At 45.7% G+C, this 20529-nt stretch carries 15 protein-coding genes and 2 pseudogenes; 6 read left to right on the plus strand and 11 right to left on the minus strand.

The window, feature by feature from the left end; genetic code table 11:
* The first annotated feature begins 170 nt into the window (after positions 1-170).
* Both I6E24_RS09650 and I6E24_RS09655 read left to right on the plus strand, forming a co-directional pair.
* Complete coding sequence (locus I6E24_RS09650) at positions 171-1739, plus strand: ATP-binding protein (RefSeq protein ID WP_235328250.1); 1569 nt, start codon at positions 171-173, stop codon at positions 1737-1739.
* An 18-nt stretch (positions 1740-1757) separates the two neighbouring features.
* Complete coding sequence (locus I6E24_RS09655) at positions 1758-2246, plus strand: hypothetical protein (RefSeq protein WP_235328252.1); 489 nt, start codon at positions 1758-1760, stop codon at positions 2244-2246.
* Here the strand turns inward: I6E24_RS09655 and recD2 are convergent.
* Positions 2186-4375 (minus strand): SF1B family DNA helicase RecD2, encoded by a 2190-nt coding sequence (recD2, locus tag I6E24_RS09660; protein WP_235328254.1) that lies wholly within the window; start codon positions 4373-4375, stop codon positions 2186-2188. The genes I6E24_RS09655 and recD2 overlap by 61 nt on opposite strands.
* Positions 4376-4532: 157 nt before the next feature.
* On the opposite strand from recD2, the gene corA reads away from it, so the two are divergent.
* From corA to I6E24_RS09680, 4 genes are read left to right on the plus strand one after another with little or no spacing between them, the layout of a single operon-like run.
* Complete coding sequence (corA, locus tag I6E24_RS09665; protein WP_235328256.1) at positions 4533-5570, plus strand: magnesium/cobalt transporter CorA; 1038 nt, start codon at positions 4533-4535, stop codon at positions 5568-5570.
* Between the two features lie 6 nt (positions 5571-5576).
* Positions 5577-6224: an endonuclease III gene (gene nth, locus I6E24_RS09670; protein WP_204402416.1), complete on the plus strand. Its 648-nt coding sequence runs from the start codon at positions 5577-5579 to the stop codon at positions 6222-6224.
* A 40-nt stretch (positions 6225-6264) separates the two neighbouring features.
* Positions 6265-7458: an esterase gene (locus tag I6E24_RS09675; RefSeq protein ID WP_235328258.1), complete on the plus strand. Its 1194-nt coding sequence runs from the start codon at positions 6265-6267 to the stop codon at positions 7456-7458.
* Between the two features lie 16 nt (positions 7459-7474).
* Complete coding sequence (locus I6E24_RS09680) at positions 7475-8623, plus strand: site-2 protease family protein (protein WP_235328260.1); 1149 nt, start codon at positions 7475-7477, stop codon at positions 8621-8623.
* Positions 8624-8977: 354 nt separating this feature from the next.
* Here I6E24_RS09680 and I6E24_RS09685 read toward each other — a convergent pair.
* The 10 genes and pseudogenes from I6E24_RS09685 to I6E24_RS09730 form a co-directional block, all read right to left on the minus strand.
* Positions 8978-9313, minus strand: a pseudogene (locus tag I6E24_RS09685) (AAA family ATPase); the annotation flags it as partial.
* Between the two features lie 350 nt (positions 9314-9663).
* Entirely contained in the window at positions 9664-11208 is a 1545-nt protein-coding gene (locus I6E24_RS09690) for a leucine-rich repeat domain-containing protein (RefSeq protein WP_235328262.1), read from the minus strand.
* A 39-nt stretch (positions 11209-11247) separates the two neighbouring features.
* Positions 11248-13119 carry a metallophosphoesterase gene (locus tag I6E24_RS09695; RefSeq protein WP_235328264.1) on the minus strand — a complete coding sequence of 624 codons (1872 nt, stop codon included), beginning with the start codon at positions 13117-13119 and terminating at the stop codon, positions 11248-11250.
* An 83-nt stretch (positions 13120-13202) separates the two neighbouring features.
* Positions 13203-13382 carry a hypothetical protein gene (locus tag I6E24_RS09700; protein ID WP_204507597.1) on the minus strand — a complete coding sequence of 60 codons (180 nt, stop codon included), beginning with the start codon at positions 13380-13382 and terminating at the stop codon, positions 13203-13205.
* Between the two features lie 14 nt (positions 13383-13396).
* Positions 13397-14395, minus strand: coding sequence for a fimbrillin family protein (locus tag I6E24_RS09705; RefSeq protein ID WP_235328266.1), 999 nt, complete (start codon positions 14393-14395; stop codon positions 13397-13399).
* 62 nt (positions 14396-14457) lie between these two features.
* Positions 14458-14607: a hypothetical protein gene (locus I6E24_RS09710; RefSeq protein WP_204507599.1), complete on the minus strand. Its 150-nt coding sequence runs from the start codon at positions 14605-14607 to the stop codon at positions 14458-14460.
* Between the two features lie 565 nt (positions 14608-15172).
* Complete coding sequence (locus I6E24_RS09715; RefSeq protein ID WP_235328268.1) at positions 15173-16957, minus strand: helix-turn-helix domain-containing protein; 1785 nt, start codon at positions 16955-16957, stop codon at positions 15173-15175.
* Between the two features lie 86 nt (positions 16958-17043).
* A complete protein-coding gene (locus I6E24_RS09720; protein WP_235328270.1) occupies positions 17044-17418 on the minus strand; it encodes a NifB/NifX family molybdenum-iron cluster-binding protein in 375 nt (124 codons plus the stop codon).
* A 24-nt stretch (positions 17419-17442) separates the two neighbouring features.
* Positions 17443-17820 carry a MarR family winged helix-turn-helix transcriptional regulator gene (locus I6E24_RS09725; protein WP_235328272.1) on the minus strand — a complete coding sequence of 126 codons (378 nt, stop codon included), beginning with the start codon at positions 17818-17820 and terminating at the stop codon, positions 17443-17445.
* A 3-nt stretch (positions 17821-17823) separates the two neighbouring features.
* Positions 17824-20283: pseudogene (locus tag I6E24_RS09730) on the minus strand (DsrE/DsrF/DrsH-like family protein).
* Between the last annotated feature and the right edge of the window lie 246 nt (positions 20284-20529).

The following is a 20529-nucleotide window of genomic DNA, read 5'->3' on the forward strand; positions in this document are numbered from 1 at the left end:
AAATGTATGCACCTCAAATATACAACATTTTGTGCTTCGAGCACGGCAATAGACGATCAATCAAGTACGTAGGGCTTGATTTTTTATTGCACCGGCATAAAAAACGAAGATTTTTATGTAAGTTTGTATATATAACCTGAGATTTATACCCGAACAACAAAAAGAAAACGATGCAGATTCATAACAATACATTGATAGCAGAATGCTCGTCTTATGATTTCAAGGAAATGCTGGAGCGTAAGAAAGTAAAGTCATGGCTCAAATCCGTATCAGCTTTTGCCAATACGGACGGTGGCAGCTTGTTCTATGGGGTAAACGATGACGGAGTAATTGTTGGTTTGGAGAATCCGCAATCAGATGCCGATTTTATCAGTGAAATGATAAAGGCAAGACTTGACCCAGTCCCTGAAGTACAGCTTATCCCAATTGAACACGAAGGACGTACCCTGCTTGAAGTGAAAGTAAAAGCAGGAACGCTGACACCTTATTATTATTTTCAAGACGGAACACGTACAGCTTATACACGAGTCGGCAATGAAAGTGTGGAATGCAATTCGCAACAACTTCTTTCATTAGTATTAAAGGGTACGCACATGACTTGGGATTCTCTACCTACACAAGTAGATGCCAACAAACATTCTTTCGTTATACTTGCCAACACCTTCCGAGAGCAAACCCATCAGGAATGGAATGATAAGTATTTGGAGTCATTCGGACTTGTCACATCTGACGGTAAGCTGACCAATGCCGGATTGCTGTTTGTAGATAATTGCACTGTATTCCAATCACGTATTTTCTGCACCCGTTGGACAGGGCTCTATAAAGACGATGCTATCAGTTCCGTAGAACATCGGGCAAATCTCGTATTGCTTTTGAAATATGGTATGGACTTCATCAAAAACTATACAATGAGCGGATGGGTGAAGATGCCTAACTATCGCCTGAACCTCCCTGACTATTCCGACCGCGCTATCTTTGAAGGGTTAGTAAACCATCTTATCCATAGAGATTACACTGTAATGGGTGGTGAAGTACATATTGATATCTATGATGACCGGGTAGAATTGGTATCACCCGGTGCAATGCTTGATGGCACACAAATCCAAGACCGAGACATATACAAAGTACCGTCCATGCGCCGTAACCCTGTCATTGCGGATATGTTTACCCAATTGGACTATATGGAGAAACGTGGCTCTGGTTTACGTAAAATGCGTGAACTTACGGAGAAACTGCCTAATTTCCTGCCTGGCAAAGAACCACAATATCAAACGGAAGCGATTTCTTTCTATACCACATTCTATAACTTAAATTGGGGAGAGAACGGAAGGATACCTGTTGAGGAAGTTGCCAACAGGGTAAATAGTACCCTCGAAAAGTACCCTGTAAACGAAGAAAGTTCGGTGAAAAAGTTCGGTGTAAACACAGAAAAGTTCGGTGAAAACGAAGAAAGTTCGGTGAAAAAGTTCGGTGTAAACACAGAAAAGTTCGGAGACACATTGGAAAAACAGAAGACGGTCAGTAAAACTGCACAAAAGATAATTGACCTCGTTATTTCTGATCCATCAATAACAGCCGATAATATGGCTAACAAGATTGGTGTAACTAAACGCGCTATAGAGAAAAACATCAAGAATCTTAGGACTATGGGTATTTTGACTCATGAAGGTTCTGACAAGACTGGCTACTGGCGAATAAATGTAAAGGCAAAATTAATTAAAAATAAAACGATGTATTGATATACATATATTTTTACTATGAGCGAAGAATTTAAAGATAAGAAGGAAGCATTGAAAAGTGAAATTTCTCGTTTGGAAAGTGATATACATTTTTATGAGGATTATAAACTTGAATTATTGAAAGATTTAGGAGATATTCAGAAGAAAATAAAGTATTTAGAACATAAAAAAGAATATCTTAACCAGGATTATTTGAAAAGTTTAGCTACATATAATGAACTATCTAATGACATTCAGAAACTTACTAATGATATAAATATAATGGACTATGGTATTTATAGACCGATTTATAATTGGGAAGATTCTGAAATATATAAGAAAGAATTGGAACGTGTCATAGATTTACAAAAAGAAATGATAAAAAATAATACAGCTGCAATTTGCGATACAACATGGACAATTTGTAAATCCGGATTAAATTATATTAATGTCCGACCTCTGAACAGTTATGCCTTCTTTCCATATCCCTCACCCGATTCAGCAGCCATAGATATTTGTGCAGATTGACTTTCAAGCGCACTCAGGCGTTCCTTCAACTTTGTGTTACGTTTCAGCACCGACAAATTACGTATAGCAAAGCTTAATGCTTTTTTTGTACCTACCAGCACACAGATTTTTTTAGCACGTGTAATTCCGGTATAAATCAGATTGCGCTGAAGCATTACATAGTGAGTCATCAGCACAGGCATTACTACAATGGGATACTCAGAACCTTGCGACTTATGAATGGTAGTAGCATAAGCAAGTGTCAGCTCGTCCAGTTCAGAGACATCATATTCCACCGTTCTTCCGTCGAAGCAGACAAACAATGTTCTGTCTTCCATATCTACTCTTTCGATATAGCCCAAATCACCGTTGAATACCTCTTTATCATAATTATTACGCAGCTGCATTACACGGTCTCCTTGACGGAATGAATATCCACTGCGGTTCAATGACACCTGCCCCGGGTTCAAGACAGTCTGTAACGCCATATTCAGGTTGGCGGCCCCTACTACCCCTCTCTGCATGGGTGTAAGGACCTGTATATCGCTTGTCGGACGCTTATACGCATTAGGCAGACGCTCTTTCACCAACTTGACGATTGTCTCTACTGCCTGTTCCGGTTCCTCCTGTTGGATAAAGAAAAAATCAGTATGCTTACCGTTGCTTGTATCTGGAAATACACCTTTATTTATGGCATGCGCACTCATGACGATACGGCTTTCCTGTGCCTGGCGGAAAATACGTGTCAGGCGGATGACGGGTATTCTCTTGCTGTCGATGATATCACGCAGCACGTTTCCGGCACCCACACTCGGCAACTGGTCGATGTCGCCTACCAACACCAGACGCATACCTGCCGGAATTGCCTTCATCAGATTGTTCATCAACAGGAGGTCTATCATTGAACATTCATCTACAATGAGCGCATCTCCCTCCAAGGGATTATCGTCATTCCGTTTATATCCATCTTTAGGATTGTACTCCAACAGACGGTGAATGGTCTTGGCCTCCATACCGGTAGCCTCACTCATGCGTTTGGCGGCACGCCCGGTCGGCGCTGCAAGCAGAATACGTAGGCCCATAGCTTTCAAGGCTGCTATAATACCTTGTGTAGTAGTAGTTTTTCCTGTTCCGGGACCTCCTGTAAGGACCATCACTTTAGAAGATACAGCCTCACGAATGGCTTCGGCCTGCACTTCGTCATAATCTATCCCCGTTTGTTTTGATATAACTGAAATATCAGGAATTATATTGAACAGATTGCCTTCCACACAGTCCAGCAATTTGTTCAGGCGGTTCGCTGTACCTACTTCGGCATAATAGAACGGGGGCATATATATGGCTTCGGCATCAGCAATGAGGTCTTCACTCTGTAGCATCTCTGATATAGCCTGACGAACGGGAGTCTCATCGGCATCAAGCAGTTCAATTGCAGATTTTACAAGCTGTTCTTCCTCGGCATAGACATTGCCTTCCTCGGCCATATGGCTCAATGTGTATGTGACTCCACTTTTCAGTCTGCGCAGGTCATTCTTCTCATAACCCATTTTAGAGGCAATAGTGTCGGCTGTCTTGAAACCTATTCCCCAAATATCATCTGCCAGTTTATATGGATTGGTTTTCACTGTGTCGATACTCTCCTTGCCATATTGTCTGTAAATTTTTGCGGCATAAGCGGTACTCACCCCATAACCCTGCAGAAAGAGCATTACATTTTTTATGTCCTTCTGTTTTTCCCAACTCTCAGCTATTTTCTCTACCCGTTTCTGGCCTATTCCCGGCACTTCATAGAGGCGTTTTATATCTGTCTCTATGATTTCGATAGTATCAAGACCGAAACGGTTCACAATGAGCTGTGCAAACTTAGGTCCGATACCTTTCACCAGTCCGCTTCCCAGATACTTTTCTATGCCGTAAAGAGTGGCAGGCATCACCTCTTCCCATGTCTGAGCCACGAACTGACTGCCATAGCGCTTATCTACCTTCCAGTCGCCCTCACACAATAGCACACTTCCTGCCGGTACCTCCAGGAGATTTCCCACCAGAGTAACCAGTTCATCATAACCTTTCACCTTAACCCTCATCACCGAATATCCGTTCTCAGGATTCTGGTATGTGATACGTTCTACTACACAGCGCAGTTTTTGCATTTCCGTTTCTCTTATTATACTTACAATACTTCAGGATTCTTATGAATTCCACTACTATAACACAAAAATAGAGGTTATTTCAAAAAAAAGCAACATTTATTTATAATCTCACATATTATATTTACTTTTGAAGCTGTATAAAAAAAGAGTTTCCACCATGACCAAAAATAACCTACTTACAGAACAACTGAGATATACAGGCGAGAACATATGTCCTACCAAAATAAATCTGTGTTCTTATAAGAAAGACTCCATCACGTATCACAAGGATATAGAACTAGAGCATCTTCAGGAATTAATGAACGAGGACGAAATAAACTGGATACAGATTACCGGTATGCAGGATACTGATAAAATAAAAAATATATGCCAGATGTTCTGCATCGATTTTCTGACTACTCAGGATATCCTTAATCCGGAACACCTCACAAAAGTGGAAGAACACGATGATTACAATGTCATCATCATCAAGCTCCTGGCGATGAACAAGGATAGAGATTACGAATCGATGCAACTATGTATCATTCAAGGCAAATCATATGTTCTCACATTCGTTGAAAAAGAAACAGATTTCTTCAATGAGATTATTTCCGCCCTGAACAAAAACACGCTGAAGATACGTCACCGCCAGTCGGACTATCTGCTAAGTGTGATACTGAACAGCTCCATGGCAAACTTCATGTCCGTGCTGACAGCTATGGAAGATGAACTGGAAGATATGGAAGAAGCTTTAATCGTTCCTCACAATCCGGACGCACCGGGAATAGAGAACATACAGAAATACAGGAAAAACTACCGTATAATAAAGAAATGTATATTCCCGATGAAGGAACATATCAACAAACTGTTTCATGCCGACAACGAACTGCTGAACGAACAGCAACGTCCGTTCTTCAACGATGTGAACGACCACCTTCAGTTCGTACTACAGACAATGGAAAGCTGCCGCGACCTAATAACCGCCATCGTTGACCTCTACATCTCAAGAAACGACCAGCGACTGAACGACATAATGAAGCAGCTCACCATAGTCTCGACAATCTTCATACCTCTTACTTTCCTTGCCGGAATGTGGGGAATGAACTTCGAATGGATGCCCGAACTGCATTGGGAGTACGGATACCTGTTCGCATGGGGCCTTATGCTGACTATGGGTATCTCGCTTTTCTTCTTTTTCAGACACAAAAAATGGTAACAGACTATGCGTAAAAAGGAATTGTACAACAAGGTTATAGAATATTTTGAGAAGGCAATGCCGGTGGCAGAGACCGAGCTACATTACTCAAACCCTTTTGAACTGCTCATTGCAGTGATACTTAGCGCACAATGTACGGACAAGCGTGTGAACATGATAACTCCACCGTTGTTTCACGACTTCCCTACTCCGGAAGCCCTTGCCGCAAGCACTCCCGAAGTGATATTCGAATATATCCGCAGTGTAAGCTACCCCAACAATAAGGCCAAGCACCTCGTTGGAATGGCAAAGATGCTCGTAAGCGAATATAACAGCACTGTGCCGGATACACTGGAAAAACTCGTAAAGCTACCTGGTGTGGGTCGCAAAACCGCCAATGTAATACAAAGCGTGGTATTCAATAAAGCCGCAATGGCAGTAGATACACATGTGTTCCGCGTGAGCCACAGAATCGGTCTGGTACCGAAATCATGCACCACTCCGCTTGCCACTGAGAATTATCTGATGAAATATATTCCAAAGGATATTGTTCCTAAAGCTCATCACTGGCTGATACTGCACGGAAGATATGTCTGTATCGCACGTTCGCCAAAATGCGCGGAATGCGGATTGAACGGAATATGCAAGGAATCGCTGAAAATCAAACCGGAATAACTCATAACAACCTGATTCAAACAAAAATATTTATAACATCATGAGAAAGATAAATCTTTTATTATCAGCCTTATTTATAAGTCTGACTTGTTCCGCCCAGGAATCATTATGGGGCGGACAGAACATCACTTCGCCTGAAATACATCCCGACAATACCGTAACTTTCCGTTTTCATGCACCTAAAGCGGTTCAGGTAAAGGTTACAGGCGACTTCCTGCCTACTGTAAAAATGGATACTAAGTTCGGCAAGGTAGATGTACCGGGAGATGCAGAACTGAAAGAAGGCAAGAACGGTGTTTGGGAATATACCACTCCACAACCTCTTGCTTCAGAGCTTTACAATTATTCATTTATAGTCGATGGTCTGAAAGTGACAGATCCGAACAATGTATATGTAAGCCGTGATGTAGCGTCCGTTTTCAATATTTTCATTGTGAAAGGAGAGCCTGGCGACTTGTACAGTGTAAACAAGGTTCCTCACGGAACGGTAACGAAACGCTGGTATCACAGCGACGCCTTAGGCTATGACCGCCGACTGACAGTCTATACCCCTGCAGGCTATGAAAACAGCAACAAGCGCTATCCTGTGCTTTATCTGCTTCACGGAATGGGTGGCGACGAGGATGCCTGGACCACTCTTGGAAGGACGGCACAGATAATGGATAACCTTATAGCTCAGGGAAAGGCAGAACCTATGATAGTGGTGATGCCAAACGGAAATGTAGATCAGGAAGCCGCTCCGGGAGAATCGTCTTTAGGAATGTACAAACCGACTATGAATCTTCCCAGAACAATGGAAGGCACAATGGAGACTACCTTCCCTGAAATAATGAAATTCATAGAGAAGAATTACAGGGTTGATAATAAAAAATCCAGACGCGCCATAGCAGGTCTTTCAATGGGCGGATATCATTCTCTTCATATCTCTAAAGAATATCCGGACAAGTTTGACTACGTAGGTCTTTTCTCGGCTGCGATACTTCCAGACAAGGAAAAAGATTCTGACATCTACAAAAACATGGAAGAAAAACTGGCTAAACAGTTCAGCAAAGCCCCTAAACTTTACTGGATTGCGATAGGAAAGACAGACTTCCTGTATGATGCCAACGTGGAATACAGAAAGCTGCTTGACAAACACAACTACAAATATGTGTATAGAGAAAGCGAAGGCGGACACATCTGGCGCAACTGGAGAATATATCTGTCTGAATTTGCTACAATGATTTTCAAATAATACTTCCGAAAATAGCATGATTAGTTTTTTAAAGAAAAACATTGCCGTAATACTGTTTATAGTATTGTCATTGATTTTTGGTGGATGCATCGGATATTCATTAATAATATTTTTCGGCAAGGAACAAGGTTTTGTTTCTCTTATAATGAATCTGTTGCTTTCATTCCTGATAATGATTGTATGTATCTTCCTGCAAATAATAATACATGAAACGGGACATCTTACCGCAGCTCTGATGCGCGGATGGAAATTCATTTCCTTTATGGCGTTCGGTTTTATACTGACCAGGCGTGACGGACACTACAGAATCTCCACCATGAAACTTGCCGGTGCCGGAGGGCAATGCCTTCTGCTCCCCCCAGAAAAAGGGGACTCGGATTTCGGGATTATGCTTTACAATCTTGGAGGCGTAATATTCAATCTGATGTTTTCCGTCATTAGCGGGATATTGCTGTGGACATGCCACGAGTCGCTGAACCCATATCTGAATATATTCCTGATGCTGTTTTCTGGTGTTGGGATATGCTTTTTTCTGGTAAACGGTATTCCTTCCACTTTCTCAGGTATCCCTAACGACGGTTACAATATATTGCGACTCAGAGAAGACAAGTTCTCCACACAGGTGTTTCTGGATTCACTCCGTTTTCTGGCAAAAACACAAAGTGGCAAAAGGCCTCACGAAGCTATGGAAGAGTATTATTCAGACAATAAGCGGCTCGACATGTCGTCTCCGTTTCATGTCTGTGCCCTTACCATGGATCTGGCTGTGGCACTTGACAGATTGGACTTCGATAAAGCACATAATCTGATAGCCTTAGCCGAAGAAAGATGGAATGAAATAATTCAGATATACAAAAACGAGATATCAATGGAACGTCTGTTCCTCAATCTGATAGACAATGGCGAGATAAGCAAAATCGAAGAAGCTGTCAATGACAAGAACATTATGAATTACTTGAACCAGAATGCCACATTCCGGCCTTCCGCGTTAAGAATACAATATGCCATTGCCCTGATTTACGATAAAGACCGTGAAAAGGCAGACAAGATTATGGAACGTTTCAACACAATTTCCGAGAGTTATTATAACGTGGGCGATGCCTTATGCGAGATAGATCTGATAAAATACACTTCCGGACTTTATGGAGACATAAGAAAGCAGTAAATTTTCTTTATAAAAAGCGGAAAGAGCAACCTAAGCCTTAAAACCTTGGTTGCTCATTTCATTCATATCAGAATAAGACGATACCCACCGACAGTGCCGAGAACTCCATAGTACAGGCAAATCTCTCCCGGCGGCTGTTCGTGATAGTTGTCAATCTGGTTGTGGGGGCAACGGACAAATCCGTACGGCTGATGAGTATTAACTTTTAATTAGTCAGACTGTTTTCCAGTCTCCTATCGTTCCGGTTTCGGAAGAGAAGCTTGCGCTGTAAGGAAAGCGTTCTTGACCTCATTGTTCGGAAAGTCAAGAAGGAAAGTATTGAACTCCATATCGTAATCCTTGATGGTCAGGTAACCGCCTTTCCCAATCCCTCACATAAGCATACAGTCGTTTCTCCAAAACGCCTTCCTCCAAGAAGTTGGATCCATTGAAATCCACATGAAACACAGGATGCACATTCCAGTCCTTCTCCAGGCTGTCTATCTTCAGTCCCTTGAAAAGTTCCTTATGCCCCAAGTAATAGTTCTTCAGCGTGGAGACAAGAAGGCTTTTACCGAAACGACGCAGACGGCTAAGAAAATAAATCTTGCCTTCGTGGGTCAGTTTATATACCAGGTCGGTCTTGTCGATATAGACATAACCATCCTCGATTATCTGCTCAAAACTCTGGATTCCTATAGGGTATTTCATGTTATTCAATTAATAATTAAGAATTAAGGACGAAGCCGATGCACGTTTGGAACAAAGATACGAAAATAGGCAGAAAAACAAAAGAACTGAAATTTTATTCTTTCGTTTCTCTGCCTGATATATTACTCTTTCACACGTTATCCTTTCACGTTACCGCAGATTTGTAATCTGCGGTATAATGGATATGGTAGATTGCAAATCTGCCAGAACAGTAGTTGCGACTCCGCACCCGCCAAACGGCAGATTGCAAATCTGCCGGAACACTAGGGGCTGGAACCGAAATATTTTCATCTATTCGCGGTACGATGACACTAAGGGCTTGCTACCAACCTATGTCGGCTGATTCCGGTTTACTGCAATACGGGTTCTCCGCCGTCATCTTCGTAGCCGTTATGTCCGGCTTCGACAGGACTCGGTTTAACAATGGTTGTGACATTGCTGTTTTCATCTGAATACATGTTTAACATCCTGTCCCAAAACTCCTTCTTGGTGTCCCACAATGTCAGGGTCAGTTGCTGATTATCTTGCTGGTTCCCGCACTTCAAATCCCCCAAATATGCGTTATTGGTTATATCGAGAGCCGTCATCTTGTTGCCATGACACCACAAAATTTGAAGCTCTTTCAAAGTGCTGACATCCAACGAGACAAGTTGATTACCGTTGCACTCCAAATCCGTCAGACTGGTCAGCCCGGTTACATCAAGGGTAGTCAGTTGATTATCGCTGCAGAATAAATTCTTCAGACTGGTCAGCCCGGTTACATCAAGGGCAGTCAGTTGATTATCGTTGCACACCAAAAACTTCAGTTTGGTCAGCTTGGTTACATCAAGGGTAGTCAATTGATTACCTATGCAATCCAAAGTCTCCAGATCGGTGAAGTACTCAATGCCGGCAAGGCTGGTAATGTTTTTATTTCGCAAAAACAAGAAAGTTCCCCCCGTCCTTATTATTTGGAATTTGTTATACTCATCCAGGGATACGGTGCCATCGGGGTTCGCCCTCCATTGGATATTTGGGTTGAATCCTTCCACGGCATTGGCAAACGCCGCATTGAGGGCCTCGGCGAAATTGGCGATATCCAGTGCGCCCAGGTTGGTAATCTTTCCGGCGGTGAAGGTCACCTCTTTTTGGGTGGTCTTGACGTATGTCTTGCCGCCTTCACCCATATAGTTCAGGGTAATGCCACCCGTCAGCGTGCCGGGAGCCACGACGAAGTAGTACTCCTTGGCTGCCTCGAAGTTTCCCTTTATCGTTACCGACCGGGAAGCGCTTCCCGTGGCGGTCAGCGTGCCGTCGGCGATGGTGTAGGTCAGCCCGCCTGCCAGTGCGTCGCTTTCCTGGTTGGCGGTCAGGGTAACTTCCGTCACGCCCTCTGCGTCCACGGTGAACTTGGCCAGGGCGCAGAGGTTCTGGAACGTCAGTTTTTTGCTGCCGTCCGTCGCCTGTGCCCACGAGGGGTTCAGCCCATTGGCAAAGCCGCCTGCCGTGGCTGTCTGCGTGGCGGGCAGGGTGAAGGTGATGGCAGTGTTGTCGAGGGTCAGCGTCCCGTCGTCGGTGTAGGGATAGAAGGCGGTGTAGGTATCGGTCACTTTGGCCTCGCCTTCCAGGGTGGTGGTGCTGCCGCTGACTTCGGTTGCTTCAAACTTGCAGATGGTTTCCGTTCCGTCGTAGATGGCTACCAGGTCGCCCTGCGTCCAGTTTACGGCAAGGCCGTCCTCGCCCAGCGAGGTACGTGTCTGCGGCATTCCGGCGGTGAAGGTCATGTGTACCTTCCCCGTGCTGCCGCTTTCGTTGTTCTCAATGATTTCTTCGTTGCCGCAGGCTGCCAACAGCAGGGCCAGTGCGGTCAATAGAATGTGTTTTGCTTTCATATTTTCCTTGTTTTCATTTGTCATTTCTTTTTTATTGGTTCAATGCGTTACGTTTCAAGCAGGTCAGTCTGCCCCTTTATCATAATTCAAGACAATACTTGTTTCGTCACCGCATGTATTCGATTCATCCCCATCGCATCTGGTCACCCATTTATAAGTCATCTGCACAGTCTTTTCACCGGTACGTTTCAAATTGACAGTAAGGAATTTCAGTTCTTGGGTATTCATACCTCCCGCACAAACAAATTTCACGATACTCTTGCCATTTGTCGTTATGTATGTACTTTTCCCTACATTCGGTGTTATGTAATCGTTACTATGGTCATGACCGGTCAGCAGGAACACATTGGTATAACCTTCGCATAATTCATCCAACGATTCATAACCTTCTGAATCGTTGTAATGGAATGCTATGAATATGATTTCGTCTTTATTCTCAGGCAGGTATTTTTTCAGGAACTCCGCTGAGTAGAACGGATTATTCTTACTACGGGAATACTCATTCTCAGGATGGTCTAAATTGCCATATCCGGGATAAAGATTCAGCATGAAGAAATTCACAGGTATCGTATCAGCATATCCGTTTCCTCTCAGTTGGATTTTAAAGCAATAATGTCCGTTCTCCTTATCTGCTGCGTCTTTAGAATCATTGTCACCAAAATGGAAATCAGGCAACCAATTCTTACGTACATCCCGATTACGGTCCTTAACAAAGTTTCCTACATTGGCAGAGAAGGAAAAACAATAGACATCATGATTTCCCCATCCTTCACACATCGGCATGCAATTTTCCTGTTCCATCACCGGAATAAAACAATCCTTATACTTGTCCAGCTGGTTGTTTTTAGTTCCGGTAGTTATATCCCCCTGGATAATGGTAAAGCTTCCACCTTCTTTTTCCAGCAATGCCTTCTCCAGATTTACCAGACGCCGGTCCGAGCTATATTTCTCCTCAATCAAAGCCTTATCTTCTCCCTGGTAGTCTCTCAGCTGTACCCCTTTTGTTTCAGGCGGTACGATATCCCCTTCTTCAGTGGCTCCCAGATGTAAATCTGAAATGGATGAAAAGGTCAATTCATCGACTCCCGAATAGGTTACAGGACATACCGTTACTGTAAAGACATCCTCTACAGACATACCGGAGCTTACCTTCACGTCTGCAATATATAGATTTTCAGCATCCTTATACGGGGTTATCGTACGGTTTCCGACGTTCTTGAAGACGGTATTATCGGTAGCTGCCTTCTTGGCTTCCATTACGGTAAACGTTACCCCATCCGGACACATCCATACGAACGGTTTGTCTTTCGGAAACAATTTCGTCGAAAAATTATCACTGCACCGATGTTTCTGTCCATCCAGCTTCTCTTTGTGACACGACACTTCCAGACCTCTGTGTTGCTTTGTCAGCTGCATATTGAACTCGTTGGTATCCTTTTCCGTAAACGAAAGGGCTATCTGCTCACCTTTACCGTCAGTCGGCGATAAAGTGACGGAATATTCGTTGCTCAAAAAACTGAAACCACTGCCTTCTCCAAGGTTTCCCATGTCCTTGCTGCCAAGCCACCAGTTGTTGTAGCCTCCTGCCGTATGTCCTTGCGCGATTATCCAGTTCTGGTTACTCTTATACTCTTTTCCGTCCGCTACTACCAGCAGTGTACCTTCGACCGCGAAATTCAATTCATCCGGCCAATCTCCGTGATTCTTTGTAGCTGTAGCCTTACCGGGGAGTACCTTGTCCTTGAACCAGCCTGCCACACTTCCAGAACCTTTACGTCCGGCCTTTACCGTTATTTTCCAACCGCCCGAATCTTTACAGGCCTCCGTCACCCCTTCAAAACTCTGGCCGCTTGTAATGGAGTGGCCTATAACGTCAAAACGGAAGGAACTTATTTCATTACAGAAAAAATAAACGTCATTATCATGTGTTTTCATGCTTATAAAAATATGAATGGTTTCCGGGCACAAATACTCCTGCCCGGTATAGGAGTTTCAAGTTCTGACCTGATATACCAATCTCAGTCTGCCCAGATGGTTTCTCCTCCTGTAACGGTGATTTCAGAAGAATCGCCGCCGTAGCTGATGGGGATATCTTCCTTGTCACACGAGGCGACCCCGAGCGGCAGCGCCCGGAAAAGATGTCTCATTGTATTCATACACTTGAATTTTACATGGATTTCGTTATTCAGCGTTCTCAATTTTCAGCCAGCTCCTACCACTCTATATCATTGTCGGTCTCTGTAAAGCCATCGTGATTCACTCCTTCAAACCGCAGCTCATTGTCGAGTGTCAGATTCAAGGTATAGAATTTTCCGGGAGTCCATTTGCCGTCTGTCAAGGAAAGGCCGCTGCCGTCAGTAATGGTAAAACGGTCGCTTACATAACTTCCACCGCCTGTGGTCAGCACCACTTTCAGAACGGTTCCATCGCCGAATGACGCGCCGGGCAGCGTAGCCGTATAGGCAGTCAGCATTTCGCCCGACGCAACGGTACAATCGGACAGCGTCACTCCGATACGGGAATCGCCTTCGTCCGCATAAGTGGCCGTTACAGACGCTCCGTCTGCTGTCAACGTAACACTACGGCCGAAAACCCCTCTGCCATTCTCCGCTTCCACCCCGATACCGGTTATGGTTTCCGCTCCGGAGTTAAGATTCTTCACCCGGAAGCGTAACAACGAACCCAGGTGTTTGAAACTGAAAGACGCGGTACGTTCGGCCGTAGCCTGCGCCCGGGCGTACATGGGCATCCGCAGGCCGATATGCTTCGTACTGTTATTCCCTGTCTGTACGACATCCTCCTCGGGCATCGTGAAGGTATAGCTTCCACCTTCAGCGGCAGTATAGCCAGTAGTAGGAATTGCGGCCAGCAACCAGGTTCCAGCTTCTGCCTCGAAACCGCTTTCCGCCCCGAAATCGGCCTGACGTCCGTCATCCGAAATTGTATTCTGATCGATGGTAAAAGTATAGCCCGTCTGTTCACCGTCCTTGTAGACCAGGTGGGCTTCCTCAGACTTATTCTCCCACTTGAATGTCAGCGCGTCGCTGTCGACGGTGGCACGGGTATCGTTTCCGCCTATCCGCGAAGTAGCCCGGAACGGACGTTCCTGGCTGGTATCATCATCTTCCTGTACTCCGGCAGTATCACAACCGGTTACAGCACATGCTGCCGCCAGCAGGGGCAGCAGCCATTTTGCATGTAGTCTCTTCATTCTGTTTCCGTTCTGTTGTTTAATCAGTCATTCGTTTTCAAAATCCTTACCGGAAGGTTTTATTACCAATGAGCTGTACTGCCCAAGGAGCCTCCATCCTGATAATCTTCTCCGCTGGCACACAGGATGCCTTCGGCCTGCATTTCGATGATTTCACACTGTGGGGCTTCGTAAACTTCTCCGTTCATTTTTGTTTCTTCAATTGTTCTCATAATAATAATGTATTAATTAATGAATGAATAAATAATAATATCAGTTGTACCATTCTTACTACAGACTATGTTCACCACTCTCCCCATAACGCCGTATCAGAAAATCCAGCGTCGCGACAGACAAGTGCTCCAACATCAGTTTATGGGCCAAAGCGTCGAAGGTGTTGTCGAAGCGACGGCAGTACACCAGATGTTCGCCCCGCTCCACACAGCGTAACAAGAAGGCCTCCCGATCCTCCCCGCCGCTATAATGGATATGACGTTTTACCCCGCGAAAAGTACTCCGGGTGATATAAATCCAGCAGGTGTCTGAAGCAAAAAGATTCATCGTATACACATCTGTTTTAATAATGTGGCGTGAAGGTAAGAATTGGCGGGGAAAAGCTATGTTGTATACGCAATTTCTTTTGATGTATACGCAAAACACTAATATTCAATGAAATAGAAACCAACTTTTTTTTATCATCAGACTGCATCTGCCACAACAATGAGGCGTTTGTGTTACCGCAGATTTGTAATCTGCGGTGAATATGGCAGATTGATTGCAAATCTGCCATAACAATGATTAATCAACCGGCTCTTCGGTAACCAGTTTACGGTATTCGCCAGGGGTAATGCTATAATAGATACGGTAACAACGGGTAAAGTTACTCTGCGACAGGAAACCACAGGCCACACTGATGTCCGCCAACGACATTTCAGGATGATGGTCCAGCAGATAGCGGGCATGTTTCACCCGCATATCCGAAACATACTGTGAGACTGTTTTCTGCGTACAGGCAGTTATGGCATCGGCCACGTAGGTGCGGTTGGTACCCAGTATTTCCGCCAGCTCGTCGCGTCCCAATTTAGGCTGACGCAATATTTCCGCATCGGCCAGCAACGCTTGCAGGCGGCGGAAGAGCTGCATCTCGCGCGACAGTTCATCAGCGGGCTGTTCAGTCTTGGCCTGTCGGGCAGCCTCCTCGGCACGCCGCTCGGCTTCTTCCTGACTGCGGATGCGTGCCACCAGCTCGCGGTTCTTCTGACGCAGGCGGCGGTGATGCACCACCAGCAGCACGCACAGGGCCAACAGCAACACGGCTACTGTCAGTGCAGACCCGGCCAACGTGCGGGCACGGCTCTGCTCGGCCAGGGCCACGCGCTTCTCCTGCTCCAGCTCGTCCAGGCGGTAGAGGCGCGACAGGCGGTTAAGCTGAGCGTTCGAGGCGGCTGTCTGCGCACTGTCCGCAGCTCCGGCGTAGAGGTGATAGCTGTCGGCAGCCTCGGCATACTTACCTTCGGCTCGCAGGACATCGGCCAACGAACGGTAGTAACGAGCCATGCGGGCCTGGTTGCCCCGGCTGCGGCTGTAGTCGGCCAGCATGCGCAGGATGCGTTCGGCCTCGGTGTTGTTTCCTGCCAGGCGCTCGTAGCGGGCCAGCGTGTATTGTAGTTCCTCCTGCTGCGAGGGGTCGGCATACATGTTGTTATAAAGGAGCATCGTGTCGCGCCAGGCGGTGGCGGCAGGCAGGTCGGCCCGGCTGATGAGCACCTTGAGGCGGTACATGGCGTTCTGCACCCGCAGCACGGGATTGACGGCGATGCCTTTCATCACCTCCCACTGATGAATGTAAGCAGGCAGAGAGTCACTCAAGGCCAGAGCCTCATCGTAACGTCCCCAGCCTTGCAGGATATTGACAAGGTTGAAGCCGCTGCGTGCCGCCAGTCCGGGCGAACCGTAGCGGATGGCTCCTGCCATGGCCTGGCGGTAGTGGCGGGCGGCCACGGAGTCCTGACCGTTGCTCAGGTAGCACTGGCCAAAGTAGAAGTCGGCATTCACCTGCCCGAACAGATGGCGGTGGCGGCGGGCATAGTCGGCCATGCCCCGCAGGGAAAGGACGGCATCCACGTAGTCGCCCCACATCAGCAGGCGGTCGGCACGACGGGCCCAGGTGGAATAGAGCAGCGAATCGTCGGCCTGCGCCTGATAGTGGGCTATCAGCCCGTCGGCAGCACGCAGGAAGCCCGGCTTGTCGCCCGTCATTTCGTAGCGTGAAAGCATGGCTGAGCGGAACACATAGTCGAAGTGCTTGCTGCCGGTGGCCACGGCACGCTCCAGTCCGCGCCGCTGCATGTCGAAGAAGGCGGGCGTCCGGATGCTGTCGAACATCTGCATGGACAGGGCGTAGAGGGTGCTGTCGCCGAAGTAGCCGTCCTGCTTCTGCGCCCGCAGGCTGCCCACAAAGAGCAACATGACAAGAAAAAGCGTCATGCAGGAACGCATCCACTTAAGGATAGTCCTGCTACAAGTGAAAGAAATAGTCCCGAAACGAGATACAGAAGAGGATATTATAAGTTTTACGTACATGTTCGATTCTTTTATCGGGACAAAGGTAAGAAACTGTCTTGATAATTCTACACAGAAAGTCTATAATTTTGTTCCCATATCAGATATCAATGATTATGGCACTCATGTCCGTCCTCACCATGATGGCTGCATGACTCGCCAGAGTCTTTCAACTCACCTTTGAGATAAGCCTCAACTACATCCATTACAGGACCGCTGCAACCTCTCACTACCTCGATTCCACAAGACGACAGTTTGTTGAGGGCACCCATACCCATATTGCCGGCAAGCATAAGTGTCACGCCGTCTTCCTGAAGCTGGTATGCAATGTTCGACTTGCATCCGCATCCTTCCGGAGAAGGCATGATTTCTGTTTTTGCAACTTCATTATTATCATTGACAGTTATAATCGTGTAGAACGCACAATGTCCGAAATGGTCGTCAATATTGCCATTTCTTGTCGGTAATGCTATTTTCTTCATATATCTATATAATTAAAATAATACTTACATTTTTTCTCCATTACCGCACGCGAAGAACTCACTCAAAAGTTCCGGTACTGGCAAACCTTCGCACTTCAGTTTCTCCATACACTGCATGGCCTCCGTTGTGAGAGAGAAATAAATCTGGCGTTTGTCCTTGTCGCCGAAATCCCTTATCAGAAATCCCTTGTCCTCTATCGAGCGAAGGACTTTTGAAAGGTGCGACGACTTAAATCCCGTGATTTGTGAAATCTCTCCGGCAGCAACCTTCCTGCTGCCTATGCTGCACATCACCATTGCCTCGTTGAGTGATATGCCGTAAATCTCCATAAGGCTATCCTCCAGTTCGGTGATAGCCTTATAAAGTTCACGCATCTTGCATATACATGATATTTTCTCCATGCGTCAGATAAACAGATTTACGTTTGACTCCTGTGCCCTGTCCATGTATGTGGCTACTCCACCTATCGTTACATTGTCGAGCAACTCTTCTTTCTTCACTCCCATTACGTCCATCGACATCTGGCAGGCGATGAACTCTACGCCATTGTCGATAGCCTGTTGTCTGAGGGATTCCAGCGATTCGATACCCTTGTTCTTCATGATGTATCTCATCATCTTCGAGCCGATACCGCCCATATTCATCTTCGATAGTTTGAGTTTCTTCGAGCTTGAAGGCAGCATCATGCCGAACATCTTGCCGAAGATGTCTTTATGAACACTCGGCTTGCGTTCCTTCTTGATGGCATTCAGTCCCCAGAATGTGAAGAAGATAGTAACCTTCTTTCCTGTGGCGGCAGCTCCGTTTGCCAGTACGAATGTGGCAAGAGCCTTGTCGAGGTCATCGCTGAAAAGGATGAATGATTTTCCGTCTGCCGAAGATTGCTGCTTTACTGCCTCTGCGGCACATGCCGTAGCCTTCTCGATTACTACCTTATATATACCTGCAGAAGGTGAAGAAGATATGAACTTATTACCCGTAGTGCGGCACCATGATTCTGCATCTCGAGGAAAACCGGCATCCGTAGCCGATATCTCAAGTCTTTCACCAGGTTTGAGTCCTTCCATCGTCTTTTTCAGTTTCAATATAGGACCAGGGCACTGCATACCGCATGCATCAACTTTTATAGTCTTTGCTTCGCTCTGTTCCACAACACACGAACATGCCTCTTTTGCCTCGGCAGCACACTTCAATGCATCATCACCTGGAGTGCAGACTTTTGTCACGGCTGCCTTGTATGTCTTTACACCGCCTATCAGATTACGCACATCCTTGAATCCGTTTTCCTTCAGGATGTTCGATGCCAGATAACCTCTCAACCCTACTCCACAATACAGGAACACAGGTTTGTCAGTCGGTATCTCGCCCATTCTGTCGCGCATATCGTCAAGAGGGATATTTATCGAGCCGTGGATATTTCCCAAAGAATATTCATCAGGAGTTCTCACGTCTATAAGAGTGACTTTCGAAAGATCAGCATCACGAAGCTCGCGCCAGTAAAGCGGAGTCATCTTGCCCGAAAGGATGTTTCCTGCCACATAACCTGAAACCGCCACAGGGTCTTTTGCTGACGAGAACGGTGGAGCGTACGCATGTTCCAGTCTTGTAAGGTCATATACTGTACCTCCGTTCTTCACTACCAAAGCATACTCATCTATACGCTTGTCCACACCGTCATAACCCACAATCTGCGCTCCGTACAGACGACCGTCCTCCGGAGAGAAAGTAATCTTTATATCCATCTGCAACGCTCCCGGATAATAACCGGCGTGTGAACCTGAATGTATAGTAGCCGAAAGATACGGTATCTCCATCTGTTTCAGACGCTTTGCAGGGAGGCCTGTAGAAGCAACAGTAAGGTCGAACACCTTGGCAATGGCTGTTCCTATCGAACCTTCGTATTTCACCTTATTGCCGAACACCATATTATCAGCCACGATTCTTGCCTGACGGTTTGCCGGCCCAGCAAGGAAGTTTAGCCATGGCTTGCCTGTTACGGGATGAGGGAACTCTATGGCATCGCCCACCGCATAAACATCGGCATCCGATGTCTGAAGATATTCGTTTACATAGATACCCTTCATTTCGCCCAGTTTCAATCCTGCCTCTGCCGCAAGTCTTGTCTCCGCGCGAACACCGATAGAAAGTATCACCAGTTCGGCAGTAAGCGAAATTCCGGACTTGAAGTTTACATCAAGCGAAGTGCCGTTATCTTTGAAAGACTCAACCGCCTGTTCAAGATACAGTTTTACACCTTGCTGCTGCAGATGTTCGTGTACGAGTGCCGCCATGGAATAGTCGATTGGTCCCATCACCTGATTTGCCATTTCCACTACAGCCACTTCCACACCTGAATGTTTGAGGTTTTCAGCCATCTCAAGACCGATAAAACCACCGCCCACTATCACGGCACGCTTTACAGTGTTCTTGCCGATATATTCCTTGATTTTGTCAGTATCGTTTACGTTTCTTAGTGTGAATATACCCTAGCTGTCTATTCCCTGCAACGGCGGAACCACAGGCGATGCTCCCGGCGACAACAGAAGTTTGTCGTACTTCTCGGTGTATTCCCTGCCGTCCTTGGTACGCACAGCAACTGTCTTCTTCCTCACGTCAACCGAAACAACTTCCGAATTCGTCCTAACGTCAATGTTGAATCTCTTGCCGAAAGCCTCCGGAGTCTGCACGAAGAGTTTATTCCTGTCGTCTATCACTCCGCCGATATAATATGGCAATCCACAGTTGGCATACGAAATGTACTGCCCTTTCTCGAACATGATAATCTCAGCCTTCTCCGTATTTCTGCGAATTCTTGCCGCTGCAGTGGCACCTCCTGCCACACCTCCTACTATAAGATACTTCATAATGTATTATTGTTTTATTATTTTATTCACCGTTTAAAATATTTTCCATTGGAAACTTTTGCAAAGAAATAACTATTTTTCAAATAAACAAAATGATTAACATTTATTATGGATGTTATCGAAGGAATTAAACACTCAAGAAAAACTTATCATGGGCATGAAATAAAACATTTTCGATTCGACATTTTCTATAAATACTGATTATATATTTATAAATACAACTTATATTTATAAAAACACAAGTTG

Origin of the sequence: Bacteroides caecigallinarum (assembly GCF_021530995.1) — a bacterium.
GTDB lineage: Bacteria > Bacteroidota > Bacteroidia > Bacteroidales > Bacteroidaceae > Phocaeicola > Phocaeicola faecigallinarum.

What these genes read in the sequence shown, in the direction of transcription:
- I6E24_RS09650 (WP_235328250.1), top strand. Translation starts at nt 171, where the DNA reads ATGCAGATTCATAACAATACATTGATAGCAGAATGCTCGTCTTATGAT.
- I6E24_RS09655 (WP_235328252.1), top strand. Translation starts at nt 1,758, where the DNA reads ATGAGCGAAGAATTTAAAGATAAGAAGGAAGCATTGAAAAGTGAAATT.
- recD2 (WP_235328254.1), bottom strand. Translation starts at nt 4,375, where the DNA reads ATGCAAAAACTGCGCTGTGTAGTAGAACGTATCACATACCAGAATCCT.
- corA (WP_235328256.1), top strand. Translation starts at nt 4,533, where the DNA reads ATGACCAAAAATAACCTACTTACAGAACAACTGAGATATACAGGCGAG.
- nth (WP_204402416.1), top strand. Translation starts at nt 5,577, where the DNA reads ATGCGTAAAAAGGAATTGTACAACAAGGTTATAGAATATTTTGAGAAG.
- I6E24_RS09675 (WP_235328258.1), top strand. Translation starts at nt 6,265, where the DNA reads ATGAGAAAGATAAATCTTTTATTATCAGCCTTATTTATAAGTCTGACT.
- I6E24_RS09680 (WP_235328260.1), top strand. Translation starts at nt 7,475, where the DNA reads ATGATTAGTTTTTTAAAGAAAAACATTGCCGTAATACTGTTTATAGTA.
- I6E24_RS09690 (WP_235328262.1), bottom strand. Translation starts at nt 11,208, where the DNA reads ATGACAAATGAAAACAAGGAAAATATGAAAGCAAAACACATTCTATTG.
- I6E24_RS09695 (WP_235328264.1), bottom strand. Translation starts at nt 13,119, where the DNA reads ATGAAAACACATGATAATGACGTTTATTTTTTCTGTAATGAAATAAGT.
- I6E24_RS09705 (WP_235328266.1), bottom strand. Translation starts at nt 14,395, where the DNA reads ATGAAGAGACTACATGCAAAATGGCTGCTGCCCCTGCTGGCGGCAGCA.
- I6E24_RS09710 (WP_204507599.1), bottom strand. Translation starts at nt 14,607, where the DNA reads ATGAGAACAATTGAAGAAACAAAAATGAACGGAGAAGTTTACGAAGCC.
- I6E24_RS09715 (WP_235328268.1), bottom strand. Translation starts at nt 16,957, where the DNA reads ATGTACGTAAAACTTATAATATCCTCTTCTGTATCTCGTTTCGGGACT.
- I6E24_RS09720 (WP_235328270.1), bottom strand. Translation starts at nt 17,418, where the DNA reads ATGAAGAAAATAGCATTACCGACAAGAAATGGCAATATTGACGACCAT.
- I6E24_RS09725 (WP_235328272.1), bottom strand. Translation starts at nt 17,820, where the DNA reads ATGGAGAAAATATCATGTATATGCAAGATGCGTGAACTTTATAAGGCT.